Origin of the sequence: Collinsella sp. TF09-1AT, assembly GCF_003436895.1 — a bacterium.
Taxonomy (GTDB): Bacteria; Actinomycetota; Coriobacteriia; order Coriobacteriales; family Coriobacteriaceae; genus Collinsella.
The window spans coordinates 58,079-77,297 of the sequence record NZ_QSRC01000007.1; the positions used below are offsets into that span (position 1 = coordinate 58,079).

The 19,219-nt window shown below is 61.2% G+C and carries 15 protein-coding genes; 11 read left to right on the forward strand and 4 right to left on the reverse strand.

The features are described 5' to 3' along the window. Positions 1-32: 32 nt before the first annotated feature. Complete coding sequence (locus DXC90_RS09545) at positions 33-758, reverse strand: hypothetical protein (RefSeq protein ID WP_158550242.1); 726 nt, start codon at positions 756-758, stop codon at positions 33-35. Between the two features lie 115 nt (positions 759-873). Between DXC90_RS09545 and dnaX the strand changes: the two genes are divergently transcribed. Next, positions 874-3,330: a DNA polymerase III subunit gamma/tau gene (dnaX, locus tag DXC90_RS07335; RefSeq protein WP_158550243.1), complete on the forward strand. Its 2,457-nt coding sequence runs from the start codon at positions 874-876 to the stop codon at positions 3,328-3,330. A 21-nt stretch (positions 3,331-3,351) separates the two neighbouring features. On the opposite strand, the gene DXC90_RS07340 is transcribed toward dnaX, so the two are convergent. Continuing rightward, entirely contained in the window at positions 3,352-3,825 is a 474-nt protein-coding gene (locus tag DXC90_RS07340; protein WP_117735409.1) for a hypothetical protein, read from the reverse strand. A 341-nt stretch (positions 3,826-4,166) separates the two neighbouring features. Between DXC90_RS07340 and DXC90_RS07345 the strand changes: the two genes are divergently transcribed. The 6 genes from DXC90_RS07345 (at position 4,167) to nifJ (ending at position 13,021) form a co-directional block, all read left to right on the forward strand. Next, positions 4,167-4,487: a YbaB/EbfC family nucleoid-associated protein gene (locus tag DXC90_RS07345; protein WP_006235174.1), complete on the forward strand. Its 321-nt coding sequence runs from the start codon at positions 4,167-4,169 to the stop codon at positions 4,485-4,487. Positions 4,488-4,500: 13 nt separating this feature from the next. Then, a complete protein-coding gene (recR, locus tag DXC90_RS07350) occupies positions 4,501-5,097 on the forward strand; it encodes a recombination mediator RecR (RefSeq protein WP_089573257.1) in 597 nt (198 codons plus the stop codon). Between the two features lie 245 nt (positions 5,098-5,342). Then, entirely contained in the window at positions 5,343-6,248 is a 906-nt protein-coding gene (locus DXC90_RS07355; RefSeq protein ID WP_117735410.1) for a hypothetical protein, read from the forward strand. Further along, positions 6,245-8,089 (forward strand): hypothetical protein, encoded by a 1,845-nt coding sequence (locus DXC90_RS07360; protein ID WP_117735411.1) that lies wholly within the window; start codon positions 6,245-6,247, stop codon positions 8,087-8,089. Before DXC90_RS07355 ends, DXC90_RS07360 begins: the two co-directional genes overlap by 4 nt. A 3-nt stretch (positions 8,090-8,092) precedes the next feature. Next, complete coding sequence (locus tag DXC90_RS07365) at positions 8,093-9,031, forward strand: FHA domain-containing protein (RefSeq protein ID WP_117735412.1); 939 nt, start codon at positions 8,093-8,095, stop codon at positions 9,029-9,031. A 450-nt stretch (positions 9,032-9,481) separates the two neighbouring features. Further along, positions 9,482-13,021 carry a pyruvate:ferredoxin (flavodoxin) oxidoreductase gene (nifJ, locus tag DXC90_RS07370; RefSeq protein WP_117655974.1) on the forward strand — a complete coding sequence of 1,180 codons (3,540 nt, stop codon included), beginning with the start codon at positions 9,482-9,484 and terminating at the stop codon, positions 13,019-13,021. A gap of 574 nt (positions 13,022-13,595) precedes the next feature. On the opposite strand, the gene DXC90_RS07375 is transcribed toward nifJ, so the two are convergent. After that, positions 13,596-14,120: a hypothetical protein gene (locus DXC90_RS07375; protein WP_117735413.1), complete on the reverse strand. Its 525-nt coding sequence runs from the start codon at positions 14,118-14,120 to the stop codon at positions 13,596-13,598. 2 nt (positions 14,121-14,122) lie between these two features. Beyond that, positions 14,123-14,539: a DUF3830 family protein gene (locus DXC90_RS07380; protein ID WP_117735414.1), complete on the reverse strand. Its 417-nt coding sequence runs from the start codon at positions 14,537-14,539 to the stop codon at positions 14,123-14,125. Between the two features lie 604 nt (positions 14,540-15,143). Between DXC90_RS07380 and arcC the strand changes: the two genes are divergently transcribed. The 4 genes from arcC (at position 15,144) to DXC90_RS07400 (ending at position 19,216) form a co-directional block, all read left to right on the forward strand. Then, positions 15,144-16,106, forward strand: a complete 963-nt coding sequence (gene arcC / locus DXC90_RS07385) for a carbamate kinase (protein WP_117735415.1) — start codon at positions 15,144-15,146, stop codon at positions 16,104-16,106. Between the two features lie 432 nt (positions 16,107-16,538). Then, entirely contained in the window at positions 16,539-18,434 is a 1,896-nt protein-coding gene (locus DXC90_RS07390) for a BglG family transcription antiterminator (protein ID WP_117735416.1), read from the forward strand. Between the two features lie 115 nt (positions 18,435-18,549). Beyond that, positions 18,550-18,876 carry a PTS lactose/cellobiose transporter subunit IIA gene (locus DXC90_RS07395; protein ID WP_117565034.1) on the forward strand — a complete coding sequence of 109 codons (327 nt, stop codon included), beginning with the start codon at positions 18,550-18,552 and terminating at the stop codon, positions 18,874-18,876. A gap of 46 nt (positions 18,877-18,922) precedes the next feature. After that, positions 18,923-19,216, forward strand: a complete 294-nt coding sequence (locus DXC90_RS07400) for a PTS sugar transporter subunit IIB (RefSeq protein ID WP_117565033.1) — start codon at positions 18,923-18,925, stop codon at positions 19,214-19,216. Positions 19,217-19,219: the final 3 nt, after the last annotated feature.

Genomic DNA, 19,219 nt, shown 5'->3' on the forward strand with positions numbered 1-19,219 from the left:
CGCGGGACGAGGCACCTTCGGTGTCGGCCAGCCTAGCGCCTCTTCTTGCTCTTCTTCTGCTTGCGCTGCTTGCCCTTGTCGCCCTGGGGCTTGTCGGTCTTGTCGCCCTGCTTGGCCTCGGCGGCAGCCTTCTCGGCCTTCATTTTCTTCTTCTTGGTCTCGATGCGGAGCTTTTTGTTGATGCGCGCCTTCAGGAAGGGGCCAAACTGCTCGGCATCGCCGCGAACAAAGGTGTCCTTGGGGATCGTCACGCCCTGGTCGGCGAACATGGCCACAAAGATGCGCTCGCCGTCGAGTACGTGGTCGAGCTTCTCAAACGGGAAGAACTGCGACTTGCCGCTCTTGCCCCAGACCATCAGGCCGTCTTCGTTGGCGGCGACGCGGCGATAGCGGCCGCCCATGGACTCGTCGGCCTCGACGGCATCGATAAAGTCGCGGGCGAGCGTGTGGTGCAGGTTTTTGCTCCACCAGGCCAAAAAGGCGCCGAACACGATCAGGACGACGCCAAACTTGATCCAGTTGCCGCCGGCCACCAGCATGCCAACGCCCAGCAGCGCGGCAATTGCCGCGGCGACATACAGCGAGCCGCGACGCCTGGGCGAGGCGACCAGACGGGCGAAGTCGGTGACGAGGTCGTTTTCGTACTGGTACTCGTTGAGGTACAGGATGCCGTCATCGGCTGCTGCCTGCTTCTCGAGCGCGACCTCGATCTGGTCGGCTGCTTCGGAGGGAACGAGGTTACTCTCTGCATCTGCCATGCTCTTTGGACTCCTATCGCGGCGGGCTCGCCGTACGGGTTATTATGAATGCAGTATGCCGTGCGACCGCATGGCCGTCGCGGCAACAAAACTCAGTATACCCGGGGGAGCACCCATGGAATCGTTGTACCGAAAGTATCGCCCGCTCACCTTCGACTCCGTGGTGGGCCAGCAGCATATCGTCTCGACGCTCGAGCACGCCATCACCGAGGGGCGCCTGTCCCACGCCTACCTGTTCTGCGGACCGCGCGGCACGGGCAAGACCACTATGGCGCGTATTCTTGCCAAGGCACTGCTGTGCCACAATGCCGAGGCAGCGCGCGCCGAGGGCGCAAGCGGCTGCATGCCCGACGGCACCTGTGAGGAGTGCGAGCTCATTGCCGAGGGCAACCATCCGGACGTCTACGAGCTCGATGCCGCAAGCCGTACCGGCGTGGACAACGTGCGCGAGGAGATCATCAACTCCGTCAACTTTGCCCCGGTGCGCGGCAAGTACAAGATCTATATCATCGACGAGGTCCACATGCTCACGACGGCGGCGTTCAACGCGCTGCTCAAGACGCTCGAGGAGCCGCCGGCACACGTGATCTTTGTGCTGTGCACTACCGACCCGCAAAAGATTCTGGAGACCATCCTCTCGCGCTGCCAGCGTTTCGATTTCCATCGCATCGGCAACGAGGATATTGAGCATCGCCTGGCATACGTGTGCGAGCAGGAGGGCTTCGACTACGACGATGAAGCGCTCGCCATCGTGGCGCGCCATGCCAAGGGCGGCATGCGCGACGCGCTCTCCACGCTGGAGCAGCTGAGCGTCTTTGGCAACGGTTCTGTGCATGCGGACGACGCCCGCTCGCTTTTAGGCGAGGTTTCGGACCAGATTCTGGGCGAGTTTTCCCGTGCCATTGCCAATCGTGATGTCGCCGATCTGTATGGGCTTATTCGCGCGCAGGTCGAGGAAGGCAATGACCTGCTTGAGCTGACGCGCGACCTGGTGGCGCACGTGCGCGACGTGTACGTGGCATGCGTTGCCGGTGCTCGTGCCGAGCTGTTTGAGGGCGGCTCCGAGCAGGCCGAGACGCTTGCTGCTGAGGCTGCTGCCTTTGGCGGGCATCCGGCCGACCGCCTGGCCCGCGTGCTGACGGTGCTCGACGATGCTGCGCTGGAGATGAGGGGCGCGAGCGACGTACGCCTGGTGCTCGAGATTGCCTGCACGCGTCTGGCACGTCCCGAGGCTGATTTAACGATTGAGGCATTGGCCGAGCGCGTGGCACGTCTGGAGGCCATGGTTGCCAACGGCGCCGTGCCGGCGAGCGTGGCTGCTGCTCAGGCCGCCGCGCCTGCAGCATCCGTACCCGCTGCTGCCCAACAGCCGACGCTCATTTCGGGCGCCCGTGCTGCCGCTCCGGCGGCATCCGCTGCCCCTGCTGCTACGTCCGCGCGCCAGGGTGGCATGCCTTGGGACCGCGGAGCTGCTGTTCCGACTGCCCAGCCTGCGCCCCGTTCTGCGTCCGTGTCAGTCTCCAAGCCTGCAGCGCCTGCGCCTCAGCCCGTTGCGGCCCCCGCGCCTGCCACCGCTCCGGCACCTAAGCCCCAGTCCAACAATGCCGCCCAGGTTGCCGCCGCCGGTGCTGCCGAGACGCCCGCGGTCGAGGATGCCGGAGAGCTGCAGCGCAAATGGGCCGAGGTTGTCGAGCGTGTCAAGGCGCGTCAGGCTTCCTACGCAGGGCTTTTGCTCAACGCCCGCGCCACGGCCGACGACGGCTCCAAGCTCACGGTCTCGTTCCCCGCGGGCTCGACTTTTGCCATTAAGATGCTCGGTCGCGCCGATACGCAGTCGGTGGTTCTGCCGACGGTCTGCGCGGTCTTCGGTCGTCGTACCGTCGACTATGTCCTGGATGGGGGTGGCACGCCGGCTCCTCAACATGAGGAGCATTCTCCATCTGCACGGGCTGCGGCATCTGCGGACCCGCAACCCGTGTCCTCGGCGGCCCCTGCATCCTCGAGCGCCAGCGCAACGCAGCCAAAAGCAGCACCGGTAGCGGCACCGACCCCGTCGGCGCCTAAACCCGTCACGGCCAAACCGGCTGCTCCGACACCCGCGCCCAAGCCCGCCTCGCCCGCGCCCAAGTCATCCGACCTGGGCAAGGCCCCCTGGCTGCGCTCGGACAATCCCGCCGGCGCTCCTGCCACGGGCATGCTCCCGACCGAGCCTGCGCCCCGCGCTCCCGAGCGCGCGTCCGCTCCCAAGGCTCAGCCGTCCGTGCCGTCTGCACCGTGGGAATCCGAACAGGTACCCTACGACGACGCCATGGTTGGCGGTTTTGCCGCCGACACGGGCGGGGACGATCTGCCCCCGTTCGACGTGCCGGGTGCGGCGTCCGCGCCCAAGTCCGCTGCAACTACCCCCAAAGAGGAGGACGCTCCTGCAGCTCCCTGGGAGTCCAACCCCGGCGCCGGCAGCCCCTTCGGCCATCAGGGTGCAGCCCCGAGCATCCCGCAGACCGAGGACGAGGCCAAAGCCCTCATCCGCAGCGTCTTCGGCCAGTCCACCATCTTCAAGCCGGTGGAGTAGCTGCGCAGGCGGGTATACTGCTCAAGAAGAGAACCCCTTGCCCGGGCGCATCTGTATTTCGGACATGTGTAGTGTGGTGCCGCGCATCTCGCATTCGAGCAGACAGGTACGCGACGGTCGTCCTAGGGTGCTGAGGTCGACACGATACGTCGCACGACTGTCTGTGTACTCGACTTGCATGTCGTTGGCAACTGCTCCGATTGTCAAAAAAGAGCCTGGCTCGGCATCAACAATCTTGGAATCTTTTATCTTGACCTTGAGCTCTTGGTAAAGGGACGGGCTGTTGTAGTAAACGGTCCGGGTCCCGTCGGTGCACTCATCGGTCGCTTCCCATTTGACGACGGGCTGGTCCGAGCTGGCTATCAGCAGTTCTGCTCCAAAGGCTATAGCATGGGTGATGACAACCAGTAATGCCCAGCCGACAAAGAGATAGAGAACCACATATGCAACGGGGTGTTTTGAGCGGATGTTTTGGAGCGCGTCGGGGGCATTCATGGGGGCACCTCCAAATTGCTGTCTGTGACAATCAAATTATACCCTGCCATCATGAGCGCCGCCTCGAGCAGCGGTTCGGCATTTAGCCATTTAGTGGTACGCAGAAAATGTCGGATTCCGGCTCTACAAGATTTAGCTTTCAATAATATGCAGATGCGAATTATTCAACTTCGCATAATCTTTGGGTGCGGCTTGCACTCCAGGACATGTATATCGACTGAGGGAACACGTCCGCCCCGCTCGCTGGCCCCGCGCCGTGGTACGATTTTTGAGTTTGAAAGTCCCGCCGTGCTCCGGCTGCCCTTGCAGCTCGGCGTGCGGCCGCACGTAAAGGAGCCATCATGGCCGGTATGAACATGCAGCAGATGATGAAGCAGGCTCGCAAGATGCAGGAGCAGCTTGCCGCCGCGCAGGAGAACCTCAAGTCCCAGACCGTCGACGCCTCTGCCGGTGGCGGCATGGTCAAGGTGACCGTTAACGGCGAGATGGAGCTCGTCAACCTCACCATCGATCCCGATGCCCTCGATCCCGAGGACGTCGATATGCTGCAGGATATGATCATGGCTGCCGTCAACGAGGCCGTTCGCGGCGTCAACGAGCTCGCCAACAAGCAGATGGGCGCCATCACCGGCGGTCTCAACATCCCGGGCATGCCGTTCTAAGACGCGCATATATATGAGTGCCAACCATAGCCTGCAAAAATTGCTCGATGAGCTGGGTCGCCTGCCGGGCATTGGCCCCAAGTCGGCTCAGCGCATCGCCTATTACCTGCTCGAGGCCGATGCCGAGGAGGCGCGCCGCTTGGCCGAGGCCATCCTGGAGGTTAAGCAGGAGGTTCATTTTTGCAGCCGCTGCTTTAACTACGCCACGGCCGACGAGTGCTCCATCTGCCAGGATTCGATGCGCGATACCACTCGCATTTGCGTGGTGGGCGAGCCGCGCGATGTCCAGGCGATTGAGCGCACGGGCAGCTACCATGGTCTCTACCACGTATTGGGCGGCGTGATTAGTCCCATGGACAAGATCGGCCCCGAGCAGCTGCACATTCGTGAGCTGCTGGCACGCTTGGGCCACGAGGACATCCACGAGGTCATCATCGCCACCAACCCCAATATTGAGGGCGAGACCACGGCGAGCTACCTGGCCCGCACTATCAAGCCGCTGGGCGTCGAGGTGTCGCGTCTGGCAAGCGGCCTTCCCGTGGGCGGCGACCTGGAGTATGCCGACGAGCTTACGCTTGGGCGCGCCATTGAGGCCCGTCGCACGATTTAGGTGGCGAGCCTGCTCCTGCCGTATGTTATCCTCGCGACGCACGGGGTAGCCATAATTTCCCCGTGCGACTGTAAGTTTGTTGTGCAACAAAGATGCTTTGTATCCGCTTATCGCATGGATGCTTTCATTCGCATCCTTAATTTGCCCATTCGTTTCGCAACCTTTTGGGTTCGCTGATACACTCAAATATGGATTCGAATGAATGCGCCGCTCCCGAGCGGCGTGTTTTTGTTGGAGGAGAACGCATGCGGCCCGGTGGCACTCAGACAAAGCGCGGCGCCGCGGTGCGCATGCGACGCCGACTGGGCTTGGCGCCGCGGGCGTACGCACTGCTGTCTTGCTCGCTGGTGCTGGTCATAGCTGGCGTTTCTGTCTATGGCATGACCGTGCCGTCCATGATGCAGGCGCATGCCGCACGCGAACCGCGCGTGGGGCATGAGGTCAAAAGTGACCTGGGCACCACGACTGGATATGCTTGGGTAAGTGTGGTCGCGCATATTGTGTTTGGCACCGACGATGCGGACGGCGCCGAGGCCCCGGACAACGAAGTCACGCTTGCCAATGGCAAAACCATCGTGCTCACCAACACCAAGATCATCGATCGGTTGTCCAACAATAGCGTGGCGGCAACGGTGAGTAAGGTCGAGCAGCAGAAGGAGCAGGACGCCCAGCAGTCCGGAAAGCCCGGTAGCTCGGATACTTCTGGCTCCGGCTCGGATTCGTCGAGTTCGGGCGGCGGCTCAGGATCGGGTTCCTCTGCCGGAGGGTCTGGAAACGGCGGCTCGACGGGCGGCAACACTGACAACGATGCAAACTCCGGTGGCCTTTCCGCTGCTGAGGAAGAGAGCATTCACAGTTGGCTTGTGACCAAGTACAACATGCTCGACGGCTATGTTTCTCGTGCCAATGACGTGGTCTCGACCTATAACTCTACGGGAGATCCCAGGCCGTGCGACAGCCTGGTCGGGGAGATGTTTGTCATTCGAGCCGAGTTCGGTCGTCAGACATTCTCGCCCCGGTCAAAGTGGTATCAGCAGTACGCCAATCTGTGGGGCTGTTACACCAACCTATGTCAATGGGTCGGCCATTACGGCGATGATGACGTCGCGCTCGGTAACTTCAACAATAACGTGGCGGCGCTTGCCCTATGATGACCGATCTTGCATCCACCACACCACAATCGCTCGGTCGCGATCCGATGGTCGGCCTGCGCCTGGCGCGTGTCGACGGGTTTGAGCCGGCCATTGCGCTCGGTCAGGACGAACTGCCTGCCTATCTGCGTCGTTTTACGATGCTGTTTGCCGACGATGCCACCATGCGCCGTGGCGGTATCGGCCGCGTGACGCGTGCCGTCAACGCCCAAGGCGAGGCCGTGGCGCTCAAGCAGCTCATCTTGCCGACGCGCGATGAGTTTGACGACGATGCAACTCACGAGGCGCTGGTCGCCAAGTTCAAGGCGGCGTTTCGCGAGGAATACGAATGCCATCGCGCCCTTTCGGGCCTTAAGGGCTTTCCCCGCCTCTATGGCTGGGGCGAGGTCGACGGTGTGCCTGCAATTGTCATGGAATGGGTCGAGGGCGAGACGCTCGCCCGCTTGCGTTCGCGGCTCGCCGTGGACGATGCCGGACGCCTGTCGCCGCTTGTGGCGGCGCGTTTGGGTCGCGACCTGTTCGATCTGCTCTGCCGTATGAGCCTGGTGGGTGAGGGCTTTGTCCATCGCGATATCTCGCCCGCTAATATTATGGTGCGTACGGCGCGTCTACCGCTTGACCGGCAGCTTGCCGAGGGCACCTTTGACCTGTGCCTGATCGACTTTGGCTCGTCTCTGGCGCTTGAGCCTGCGTCGGCCGTTGCCGGTGCCGGCGGCAAGGCGTCGTTTACGGAGCGCTATGCCACGCTGCGTCGCGCGACGGTTGCCTATGCCCCGCCCGAGATGCTCACCGACGATATTCCCGACCTGCGCGCTTTGCGTATGTCGCCGGCGATCGACGTCTATGCCGCGGCAAGCACGGTTTACGAGCTCATTGCCGGCGTCGCGCCATACGAAGCCGTGCCGAGCACTTCGGGCGCCTCGGGTTCGCGCAAAAAGACGCGCGACATCGCCAGCCCCTACCGTCTCAAGATGGACACGCAGCCCGACTATCCCATTGGTGCCCATGCGCCCGGTTGCGATTTGACTCAGTTGCTTCGTCGTGAGCCCGATGTGGCGCTCGCCGCGGCCGAGCAGGCCCAGCAGCTGGGGCTTGAGCCGGATTCCGAGGAGCTACGCGATGCGCTGGCGTTTGTCGATGCTCAGCTGTTCGACGTGGTGATGGCCTGTCTGTCCAGCTCTCAAAAAGATCGTCCCGAGCCGGCGGCGGTCGAGGCGGCGCTCTCGGCGTTTTGTGACCACTATGCGCAAAATGTCGGTCGTTCGCTCCGTGGCGAGCCGCTCACGCCGTGCCCCATGGATGCGTCCGGCCGCGCGGTTCGTCGCGCGCTGATGGTCGGCGCGGCGGTCGTCTGCGGCGTGGTTTGGGCTGTGGTCGTGGTTTCGGCCGCGCTGCTGGCATCGGGCGCTCGCGTGACGGCGACTTTGGGATCGCTCGTGTGGTCTGGGTCGCTACCGGGTATTATTGCCGCACTGGCGTTGGCGCTGCCAGGCATAGCCGGCGTTGCCGCGGGGGCACTTGCGCGCGATCGGCGCTCGGGGTTCCTGCAGGGTGTGCTTGCGCTTTCTGCCTGCGAGGTTCCGGTATTGGCTGTGGCTGCATGTAGCGTATTTTCTCAACGCGCCGTGATGGGCGGCCTTGTTGCCGCTCTGATTGCAACCTATACGCTTACGTGGTTTTTGTTTGCGATGGGCTTTGCCTTTGAACTTCCCGTTTCGGCACCGCGACGCACAAAAGCCCAGATGGCGACTCCGCTTGCTGGTGGCGCCGCAGCTGCCCGCACTTTTGGCGGACCTGTCGAAGTATCGTCCGATTCTATTTCTACGACCAAGGAGGACTAGGTCATGGCATCTCAAGCTGAGCTCACCCCATGCGGCGCCATGTTTGATATCTTTAAGCGCGCGGCGCATCTGAGCCATATCGAGCTGTGTGGCTTGGTGCTTTCGTCCCGTCCGCTCGCCGATGGCCGCAGCCCGCAGAGCCGAGCCGCCGATCGCTCTTGGGTTTCCCGCTTTATCGTTCGCGCGCCGGTCGGCACGCTTCAGCAGCGCTACTTTGCCGAATACGGTACCTCGGCTGCGCGTATTATGTCGCAACTGGCCCTGCGCCAGCGCAATCCCATGGACTCCACGGCTGTAATCAATATGGTCTGCGGTCCTGCAGGTGAACCGATGGTACGTGCGCTCGAAGAGTGCCACCAGGACACGAATCTCTATCGCAACGCGCTCGATCGCCTGTCCCAGGCGGCGGAACTCATGCCCGCCGAGCGCGCCGAGGCCGTGCTGGTGCTGTTTGTCGCCGTCGGTTGTTCGGCGGATGTGCGGTCCTCGGTGAACTATGCCATCGACTACGCGCACGCGACCTGTGGCGGAGGCACATCCACGCCGCGTTCGCTTGGCATGTCGATGACCGCGGGCGAACGTGAACCCGCCCCGGCGCACCCTTTGGGCTTGCTGCGCATACAAAACAGTTTTGTCGTGAGTGCCCCGCGCTGGATTCAGCCGAGTGAGCAGGGTGTTGAGATTGGCGCGCTGGCCACTGGTGAGGGCGATATTACCGACGTCGGCGACGATGTCTCGGCCCGCCATGCCCATATCTGGTGCGATGCTCAAAATATCTGGCACGTCGAGGACTTGTCGTCCACCAACGGAACCGTGGTGGTAAACGGGGCCACGCGTGTCTGCATTCAGGTCGAGCCCGGTCGTTCCGCCCAACTCAATCCCGGCGACGAGCTCAAGCTCGGCGAATCCACTACCTACGCCATCCTCTTCGGTGCCCTCTAGCCGGCAGATAGGGACGCTCCTTTTCTGCCGGCACTTGGGGACACTCCTTGGCGCGCCAGAGCCAGTCGCCCGGGGATGGAGGGGCCATTTTGGCCCTTGGCGGTCACCCAAGGTAAACCTTTACCGCCCGCCTATATTTGACGAAATATAGCTTGGCGGCGGGGTACAATAAACCCGCATGCGGATTTCCGTTGCGGGCGCTTCCCATCGCCGGGGCGTGCCCGGAAGCATCCGGCATGCGGCCTTTGCGGCGCTCGGTCATGTGCAAGACGGGCGGTCGAGTCTGTGGGGTGCATCAGCTGCCCCTCGCCTCGGCATGCCTTCTCTCCACGCCATGTACCTGCTGCTCAGTCTGCCTGCCAGATGATGGAAGCAACAGCGAAAATCCCATCACGCCAACATCCCGGCGATCGCCGGGGCCTGTATACCTATATGAGAGGAGAGGGGTATATGGCGCGTAAGTTTAAGTCTATGGACGGCAACGAGGCGGCCGCATATGTTTCGTATGCGTACACCGAGGTAGCGGGAATCTATCCCATTACGCCGTCCAGCCCGATGGCCGACCATGTCGACCAGTGGGCGGCCCAGGGTCGCAAGAACATCTTCGGCACCCCGGTCAAGGTCGTCGAGATGGAGTCCGAGGCAGGTGCAGCCGGTACCGTTCACGGTTCGCTGGGTGCCGGTGCTCTGACCACCACCTACACGGCTTCTCAGGGTCTGCTCCTGATGATCCCGAACATGTACAAGATCGCGGGCGAGCAGCTCCCGGGCGTCTTCCACGTCTCCGCGCGTTGCGTCGCTTCCCACGCCCTGAACATTTTTGGCGATCACTCCGACGTCATGGCCTGTCGTCAGACCGGTTTCGCCATGCTCGCCGAGGGCAACGTCCAGGAGGTCATGGACCTCTCGCCGGTGGCTCACCTTGCCGCCATCGAGGGTAAGACCCCGTTCCTTAACTTCTTTGACGGCTTCCGCACCAGCCACGAGATCCAGAAGGTCGCCATGTGGGACTACAAGGATCTGGCCGAGATGTGCGACATGGACGCCGTCCAGGCTTTCCGCGACCACGCGCTCAACCCTGAGCACCCGCACACCCGCGGCAGCCACGAGAACGGCGATATCTTCTTCCAGAACCGCGAGGCCTGCAACAAGGTCTACGACGAGCTCCCTGCCGTCGTCGAGGGCTACATGAAGAAGATCAACGAGAAGCTCGGCACCGATTACGGCCTGTTCAACTACTACGGCGCTCCCGATGCTGACCGCGTCGTCGTGTGCATGGGCTCCTTCTGCGACGTGCTCGAGGAAGTCATCGACTACCTCAACGCTCACGGCGAGAAGGTTGGCCTGGTCAAGGTTCGCCTGTTCCGTCCGTTCTCCATCAAGCACTTCGTCGACGTTCTCCCCGAGACCGTCCAGAAGATCGCCGTCATGGACCGCACCAAGGAGCCGGGGTCCATCGGCGAGCCGCTCTACCAGGACGTCGTCTCCGCTCTCTACGAGGCTGGCAAGACGGGCATCAAGGTCGTCGGCGGCCGTTACGGCCTGGGCAGCAAGGACACGCCTCCCGCGTCCGCATTTGCTGTCTTTGAGGAGCTCAAGAAGGACGAGCCCAAGCGCGAGTTCACCATCGGCATTGTCGACGACGTGACCAACCTGAGCCTGCCTGAGGCCGAGGATGCGCCCAACACCGCAGCCCCCGGCACCATCGAGTGCAAGTTCTGGGGTCTGGGTGGCGACGGTACCGTCGGCGCCAACAAGAACTCGATCAAGATCATCGGCGACCACACCGACAAGTACGTCCAGGCCTACTTCCAGTACGACTCCAAGAAGACCGGCGGCGTCACCGTCTCGCACCTGCGCTTTGGTGATTCCCCGATCCGTTCGCCGTACTACGTGACCAAGGCCGACTTTGTCGCCTGCCATAACCCCAGCTACATCGTCAAGGGCTTCAAGATGGTCCGCGACGTCAAGCCGGGTGGCACCTTCCTGGTCAACTGCCAGTGGAGCGACGAGGAGTTCGCCGAGCACATGCCCGCCGTGGCCAAGCGCTACATCGCGAACAACAACGTCAACGTCTACCTGATCGACGCTATCGACCTGGCGGCCAAGGTCGGTATGGGCAAGCGCACCAACACGGTGCTCCAGTCCGCCTTCTTCGCGCTGGCCAAGGTCCTGCCCGCCGAGGACGCCCTGCAGTACATGAAGGACGCGGCTACCAAGTCCTACATGAAGAAGGGCCAGGCCATCGTCGACGCCAACCATAAGGCCATCGATGCTGGCGCTACCGCCTTCCGTAAGTTCGAGGTTCCGGCCGACTGGGCTACCGCCGAGGATGCCGCTCCCGTCGAGCTCTCCGAGGAGACCAAGTCCGCCATCGCTCAGCAGGTCAAGAACCTGCTCGAGCCCATCGATCGCATGGATGGCGACAGCCTGCCCGTTTCCGCCTTTGTCGATTGCGCCGACGGCCAGTTTGAGCTGGGCGCCTCCGCATACGAGAAGCGCGGCGTCGCCGTGGTCGTTCCCCACTGGGACGAGACCAAGTGCATCCAGTGCAACCAGTGCGCCTATGTGTGCCCGCATGCCACCATCCGTCCGTTCGCGATGACCGAGGACGAGGCTGCCGCCGCGCCCGAGGCTACCCGCACGCTCGACGCTATGGGACCCAAGGCCAAGGGCATGAAGTTCACCATGGCCGTGTCCCCGCTCGACTGCATGGGCTGCACCAACTGCGTCAAGGTCTGCCCCAAGGGCGCCCTCGAGATGGTTCCCACCGAGCAGGAGATGGACCAGCAGCCCGTTTGGGACTACATGGTCGAGAACGTCTCCGAGAAGAAGGAGCTCATCGCGGCCAACGTCAAGGGCAGCCAGTTTAAGCAGCCCTACCTGGAGTTCTCGGGCTCCTGCGCCGGCTGCGCCGAGACCGCCTATGCACGTCTGGTGACCCAGGTCGCCGGCGACCGCATGTTCATCTCCAACGCCACCGGCTGCTCCTCCATTTGGGGCAACCCCGCTGCCACCGCTCCTTACTGCAAGGACAAGGACGGTCACGGCCCGGCGTGGAACAACTCCCTGTTCGAGGACAATGCCGAGCACGGTCTGGGCATGGCCGTGGGTTATGAGGCCGTTCAGCACAAACTGATCGCCGCTACCCAGGACATCATCGCTGCCGATGGTCCGTCCGATGAGCTCAAGGCCGCTGGCCAGGCTTGGATCGACTCCGTCAACGATGCCGAGGCCTCCAAGACCGCTGCCGCTGCCTACGTTGCCGAGCTCGAGAAGTGCGGCTGCGACGCTTCCAAGGCGATTCTCGCCGACAAGGCTTACCTCACCAAGAAGTCCTTCTGGATCTTCGGCGGCGACGGCTGGGCCTACGACATCGGCTTCGGTGGCCTGGACCACGTCCTGGCTTCCGGCCACAATGTCAACGTCTTCGTCTTCGATACCGAGGTCTACTCCAACACCGGTGGTCAGGCCTCCAAGGCCTCGAACCTGGGCCAGGTCGCTCAGTTCGCCGCTGCCGGCAAGGTGACCAAGAAGAAGTCCCTGGCCGAGATTGCCATGAGCTACGGCTACGTCTACGTGGCACAGGTTGCCATGGGCGCCAACCCGGCTCAGACCCTCAAGGCCATCCATGAGGCCGAGGCCTACGACGGCCCGTCCCTCATCATCGGCTACAGCCCCTGCGAGATGCACTCCATCAAGAAGGGCGGCATGCAGAACTGCCAGGCCGAGATGAAGAAGGCTGTCGAGTGCGGTTACTGGAACCTCTTCCGCTTCAACCCCGAGGCTGCTGCCGGCAAGAAGTTCTCGCTCGATTCCAAGGAGCCCGCGGGCGGTTATCAGGAGTTCCTGATGAACGAGGCCCGTTACGCTTCGCTGACGCGTTCCTTCCCCGAGCGCGCCGAGGAGCTCTTCAAGGAGAACGAGCAGGCCGCCATGGATCGCTACCAGCACCTGCTGAAGCTCAAGACGGTGTACAACGAGGCCTAGGTCTCTCACCGCAGGATCTGAGGGCTGACCTTCGCGGACGTCCTCGGACATGAAAGAACCCCCGCTGCGCACTTCGTGCGGCGGGGGTTCTTTCGTCCTGCGGAATGTCCGCGAAGGTCAGCCCTCAGATCCTGCTACGACTACGTCCTCGGATTGTGGGGCTGAACGGGGGGCGTGGTTGGCAGGGCCTTTTGTCCCGGTTGCTGTTTCGCGGCATTGCCGCGAAACCACGCGCTTCTCTGGGTATAGAGGGGGAGCTGATAACAAGCAACGCCTTATTGGAGTTGTTTTGCCAGTTCAAAAGCCCATCAATGATCTTACTGGGTGGCATTAAAACTCCTAAATGACAAAAATTGGTAGATAGGATTGCCCCTATAAGTACAAAAATTGGCAGTTAGAAATGACCCAAATCATACAGAAATTGGCAGATAGCGAAGATTCGCTTAGGTCTCAAAGCCATCGAACCGGCGCGGTACCATGCAAAAAGGCTGGGGACGCTGTTGCTTGCGTCTCCAGCCTCTTGATTACTACTTTGGGCCCCGTGATGGGGTGTGGTTGGTGCTGCTAGTCCGGTTTACCTTGTCTCGCCGGTTTCGGTGCGCAGACGGTAGCCGTGGACCAGGTCGCTGATGGCCGGCCAGGGAATCTGGCGATCGACCCAAAATTGCAGCTGGACCAGATAGCGCTCGGTGGCGCGGGTGAGGGCGGCAAACTGCTCATGGGTCTCGACCTGGGCGTAGAGGTCGCGGCTGCGGGCGAGGACGGCGGTCGTATCGTCCATCTTGCCGGTGACGTCAAAGGCGCCCGAGAACCAGTCGCACAGGCGCGCGGCGCTGTTGTTGAGGGTGGCCAAGTCGGCGGTGTTACCGTTGACGTTCTCGGCTGCCTGGGCGCGCAGGAGCGAAAGGGCGTCGGCAGCGTTCATGCAGTAGCCGACGGTAAAGTTCCATACTGCGAACTCGCGGCCAGTGTCGAGCTTGCGGCGACGCATATAGTCGATATCGCGCGGCTCCTCAAGCATCATTTGGTCGGCAAGGGCTTCTAGCGAAGTGGTGTACTCTGCAAGGTCGAGTACAAGCAGGGTGTCGATACTCATCATATTTAGGCCTCCGCTTCGATCTCGACGATTTCGTTTTTGATGTACATGCCCTGATTGTCCCAAATGTTGCGACAAGCGGTGGCAAAGCGCTCGCGGTCGGCCTCGCAGATGCGGGCAAACATGTTGCAGGTGCCAAAAGGCTCGCAAACATCAAAGAAGATACAGACCGAAGACCAGCCGCCGTACCAGCTCACCGCACCCGCCGGCTCGTTAAAGACGGGATTCTCGATGTGCTCGTAGTTGGCGATGGGGCCCGATACGGGATAGGTCACCTCGGTATCGCAAATCTTTGCCGAGAAGATGCGCGACTCGACCGGACAGGACGCTTCGAACAATCTGCATGCTTCGGGCGCTTTGTCCCAGAGCATGTCGGCGAGAAACGTCTCACCATTCAGCGCAATCTTGAGCATTTTTGTCATAGTAAGGACCTCCTCAATCCGTCGCTCAAGGGGCTCGCTGGCGGATAAAGGAGAAGACAGCCACGGGGTCGCCGAACCCAAACTTCACGACAGATGCCTGCCGCCCCAGCCCGTGCTGTACTTGGCTAAAGTATCACGCCTTGGGAGCCGAAGCAATATCCCTGTTTAGATTTTTTTGGACGCTTGGGCACAGCGCAACTTGTTCACAGTCGCTTACCGCAGGGTGAAGCACGATCGACTATCCTTTTTGTTGGATGAAAAGCCCCATGTTTTTGCAGGGATGCATACTCGTCCTATAAGTGCATAGAATCTCGTATAGTGCGAGTAAGATATTATGCTGTCCGTTTTGTGTTTAGCAGAGGTATAGTTTGTATAATCCAACATAATCCTTGCTGTATTCAAATAAAGTCGCACGTAAATGGCGTAGATATGTCTGAGCTGGGGTTCTGTACGCTGAGCGGATAAAAACGACCGTTCACCGCTCCACTATTTTCAAAATGAATAAAATGAGCGATAAAGAGAATATAAACCTTAATAAACTCGCGTATCGCACGGACGCGGGTTATTAATGGGTTGTAGGCCTTTTACAGAAAGGATTCCAGCAATGTCTAAGCCTCTTGGCAAGCCCGATCGTATTGTCGTCGCCCTCGGCGGCAACGCCCTCGGCAACAACCCCGTCGAGCAGATCGAGGCCGTGAGCAACACCGCCCACGCTCTCCTCGGTCTCATCGAGCAGGGCAACGAGATCATCATCACCCACGGCAACGGCCCGCAGGTCGGCATGATCCAGAACGCCTTCGCCGCTGCCCACGACGCCATCGGCACCCCCGAGATGCCGCTGCCCGAGTGCGGCGCCATGTCCCAGGGCTACATCGGCTACCACCTGCAGCAGGGCATCGGCCGCGAGATGCACAAGCGCTACAAGCGTTGGCACGCCGCTACCGTCGTCACCCAGATCGAGTGCGACCCGGATGATCCCGCGTTCAAGAACCCGACCAAGCCGATCGGCCCCTTCTACACCGAGGAGCAGGCCAAGGAGTTCATGGCCGAGGATCCCTCCAAGGTCTTCGTTGAGGATTCCGGCCGCGGCTGGCGTCGCGTCGTCGCTTCTCCCGATCCCAAGAAGATCGTCGAGGCTGACTCCATCCTCAACCTGCTCGACAACGAGTTCATCGTCATCGCCTGCGGTGGCGGCGGCATCCCCGTCGTCCGCGACTACGAGAACAAGGGCTGCTACAAGGGCGTTCCCGCCGTCATCGACAAGGACCTGGGCGGCGAGCTGCTGGCCGAGGACTGCGACGCCGACGTCCTGTTCCTGCTGACCGCCGTCGAGCATGTCGCCATCAACTTTGGCAAGCCCGACCAGGAGGAGCTCGAGGACCTCACCGCCGACGAGGCCGAGCGCCTGGCCGACGAGGGCCAGTTCGGCAAGGGTTCCATGGAGCCCAAGGTCCGCGCTGCCATCAAGTTCGCCCGTTCCCGCAAGGGCCGCACCTGCATCATCGGCGCCCTGGACAAGGCCGCCGAGACCATGGCCGGCCTCTCTGGTACTCGCATCCACGAGTAGTCTCTACTCTGTTGCCTCTCTCGTGGGCGCCAGGCAAAGCGCCCACAAACTACCTCTCTTCATGAGCCCCGCAGTCCGCTCCGACTGCGGGGCTTTTGCTATTCACCTAGTCATTGGGGACAAACCCGGCACTTGGGGACGGTCCTTTCCTGCCGGCAGCTTGGGACAGTCCTTAATAGTCATTGGGGACGTTCTTAAACGACTAGTCAAACAAGAACGTCCCCAACGACTACTCATTTAAGCCTGTCCCCAATGACTGCCCAATGGCTGGGAAGGCGCATCCCACACCGACGCATTGCCTTCGGGCCCTCTCCCCAGGCTCTCCATAGCTCAGCTGGACTCCCCGCAACCTGTTCCGAGTTGGCGGAACGAGCGCGACGTGGAGTGTCATTCTTTACCGCGTTAGACTAGACGCAGGGAAAGGAGGAGGACATGGATGCTCGCGTCAAGCAGCTTGTAAATATGATCGAGGACGCTCAGCCTGTCGCTGTCGCGGTACTTGCCAAGCGTCTCGAGGTAAGCGAACGCGCCGTGAGAAACTATATCCATCGCGCAAACGACAACCTTGCAGGGGTTGCACGCATCGTTGGCAGCAAGGGGCAGTATCGTATCGATGTTGCACGTGCAGATGAGCTTGCTCGCTTGCTAGACGGTGCGGCTCTGGCTCATCCGGGCATTCCTGATACGCGCGACGGCCGTGTGTCCTTCCTTCTTAACGACCTCCTCATGCGGTCCCAGTGGGTGACGATTGAGGAGTATGCGGATTTACTCTACGTTTCGGCGCGAACTCTGTCCAATGACATGCGTCTGGTAGAGCAGAAACTCGCCCAATTTGACTTAACGCTCGAAAAGCGCCCACGCTACGGAATCCGCGTTGCGGGCGGGGAGTCGCAACGGCGCCTGTGCCTCGCCTCGCTGGTGAGGCCCGTGTTGCCCGACACCGACGATGCAAAGCTCGCCGAGCGCCTGCGGGCCATCGCCGCATGTGTGGACGATGCCCTGACGGCCTCGCCCGTCACGGTGAGCTCGCTGGCATCCCGCAATCTCATCATGCATCTTTACATCGCTCTTGGCCGCATCGAGCAGGGCTGCTATGTCCCAGCTGCAGAATCGGACGTTCAAAAACTGGAGGGAACGCGCGAATACGCCGCGGCTTTCCAGATTGCCGCAAACATCAAGGATGCCCTGGGCGTGAGCATGCCCCGAGAAGAGGTTGCCTTTATCGCAATCCATTTGCTCGGCAGGGGCACGGGCGTGCCCGAGAAGGGCTCTGCCGTTATCTCAGATGAGATGTGGGAGATTGCTTCCGAGATGGTACGTGCGGTCAACGATGAGTTTAGGTTTGACTTTAGCGGCGATCTTGAACTTCGCATGAACCTTGCTCGGCATATCGGCCCTCTGGGCTATCGCCTTGAATATCACATGCATATGGATAACCCCATGCTGCCCGATATCAAGACGAGGTTTCCGTTGGCCTATTCGATGGCAGCTGGCACCTCGCAGGTACTCGAGCGTCATTTTGGCAGCCAGCCCTCTGATGAAGAGCTCGGCTACATCGCCATGGCATTTGCCCTGGCCCTCGAGCAGCAAGCCGACCAGCCGCGTCGCAAACGCATCCTGATCGTGTGCGCCTCGGGAGCGGGAAGCGCCCGTATGCTAGAGCACCAGTACCGCAAGCAGTTTGGCATGTATATCGATTCGATTGAGACATGCGATGTCGCCCGCGTGGGAACGCTCGATTTTTCGCACATCGACTACGTGTTCACAACGGTGCCGCTCAACGTCAAGTTGCCCGTGCCCGTTCGCGAGGCCGATTTCTTCTTGGAGACGAGCGATGTCAACGCTATCCGCAAGGTGTTGAGCGACGACACTGCGCAATCGGACTCCGTGAGCTCTTTCTTTAGCCGTGCCCTGTTCTTCAACCGCGTTGAGGCGTCGTCGAAGCAGGCCGTTCTCCGATATCTCTCCGAGCGCGCCGTCGAGAGCGGCCGTGTCGATGCCCAGTTTGCCCAAGAGGTCGCCGAGCGCGAGAGCGCGAGTGCCACCTCGTTTGGCAATGGGGTAGCCATGCCCCATGGGATGCATCCCTTGAGCGCCGAGGCCTTTGTTACCGTGGGCCTGCTCGAACATCCCATTCTTTGGGACGAATACGGCCATGAGGTCGATATCGTCTTTATGGTGTCGTTTGCCCGGTCGGGCGGCGATGAGGCGCGGATCTTGAGCTCGCTGCTCGCTGAGATCTTTATGGACCGCCAGGGGGTCGAGCGCTTACGCGAGCGCCGGTCCTGGCATGAGCTGATGGCGCTTGTGCAAGCGCATACGGCTTAAGGCTTCTTTTGTCGAAAACCCTGCCTGCCTGCAATAAACCTCGAGGATTGCGGGTGGGAGATAGGCGTTTCGAATATTCAAGTACAAACCAAACATCACGGGAGAGGAGACCGTTATGGACGATCAGGGAACCGAGATGGTTTCGTTTCAGCTGGTCGCTGCAGCGGGAGAGGCGCGCAGCCTTGCCTTCGAAGCCCTTGAAAAGGCAAAGGCGGGGGATTTTGACGCTGCCGCCAAACTCATGAAGCAGTCAAAGGATGCGGGAATCAAAGCTCACCACATCCAAACGCAGCTGCTTTCGACCGAGGCGGCGGGCGAGCATCTGTCGGTGGATGTGTTGCTGGTCCATGCTCAGGACCACCTCATGTGCTCCATGCTTGCTCAGGAGCTCGTGCAGGAGCTGATCTGCCTGTATGAGCGCACTGCAGCCAAGAACGCCTAACGGCGTGCGGCGACTATCCAACCAATCAATGCGAAGGGAATCCCTTATGAAGATCCTTCTTGTTTGCGCAGCTGGCCTGTCTACAAGCATTCTGATGAAGAAACTCGAGAAATACGCGGAGCAAAACGGCATCGAGCTCGATATCGATGCGGTGGGTATCGGCGAGTATCAGGAGACCTGCGCCGATTATGACGTGCTGCTCTTGGGGCCGCAGGTGTCCTACCAGCTCAACACCGTCAAGCAGGGGAGCGGTAAGCCGACCGCGGTCATCCCCGCACAGGACTACGGCATGGGCAACGCCGCCAACGTGCTGGCACTCGCCCAGTCGCTGTTGGGCTAGGAG

Coding starts and splice junctions, on each gene's coding strand:
- DXC90_RS07360 (WP_117735411.1), top strand. CDS start 6,245: ATGATGACCGATCTTGCATCCACCACACCACAATCGCTCGGTCGCGAT.
- dnaX (WP_158550243.1), top strand. CDS start 874: ATGGAATCGTTGTACCGAAAGTATCGCCCGCTCACCTTCGACTCCGTG.
- recR (WP_089573257.1), top strand. CDS start 4,501: ATGAGTGCCAACCATAGCCTGCAAAAATTGCTCGATGAGCTGGGTCGC.
- DXC90_RS07345 (WP_006235174.1), top strand. CDS start 4,167: ATGGCCGGTATGAACATGCAGCAGATGATGAAGCAGGCTCGCAAGATG.
- arcC (WP_117735415.1), top strand. CDS start 15,144: ATGTCTAAGCCTCTTGGCAAGCCCGATCGTATTGTCGTCGCCCTCGGC.
- DXC90_RS07375 (WP_117735413.1), bottom strand. CDS start 14,120: ATGATGAGTATCGACACCCTGCTTGTACTCGACCTTGCAGAGTACACC.
- nifJ (WP_117655974.1), top strand. CDS start 9,482: ATGGCGCGTAAGTTTAAGTCTATGGACGGCAACGAGGCGGCCGCATAT.
- DXC90_RS07390 (WP_117735416.1), top strand. CDS start 16,539: ATGGATGCTCGCGTCAAGCAGCTTGTAAATATGATCGAGGACGCTCAG.
- DXC90_RS07355 (WP_117735410.1), top strand. CDS start 5,343: ATGCGGCCCGGTGGCACTCAGACAAAGCGCGGCGCCGCGGTGCGCATG.
- DXC90_RS07380 (WP_117735414.1), bottom strand. CDS start 14,539: ATGACAAAAATGCTCAAGATTGCGCTGAATGGTGAGACGTTTCTCGCC.
- DXC90_RS09545 (WP_158550242.1), bottom strand. CDS start 758: ATGGCAGATGCAGAGAGTAACCTCGTTCCCTCCGAAGCAGCCGACCAG.
- DXC90_RS07400 (WP_117565033.1), top strand. CDS start 18,923: ATGAAGATCCTTCTTGTTTGCGCAGCTGGCCTGTCTACAAGCATTCTG.
- DXC90_RS07340 (WP_117735409.1), bottom strand. CDS start 3,825: ATGAATGCCCCCGACGCGCTCCAAAACATCCGCTCAAAACACCCCGTT.
- DXC90_RS07395 (WP_117565034.1), top strand. CDS start 18,550: ATGGACGATCAGGGAACCGAGATGGTTTCGTTTCAGCTGGTCGCTGCA.
- DXC90_RS07365 (WP_117735412.1), top strand. CDS start 8,093: ATGGCATCTCAAGCTGAGCTCACCCCATGCGGCGCCATGTTTGATATC.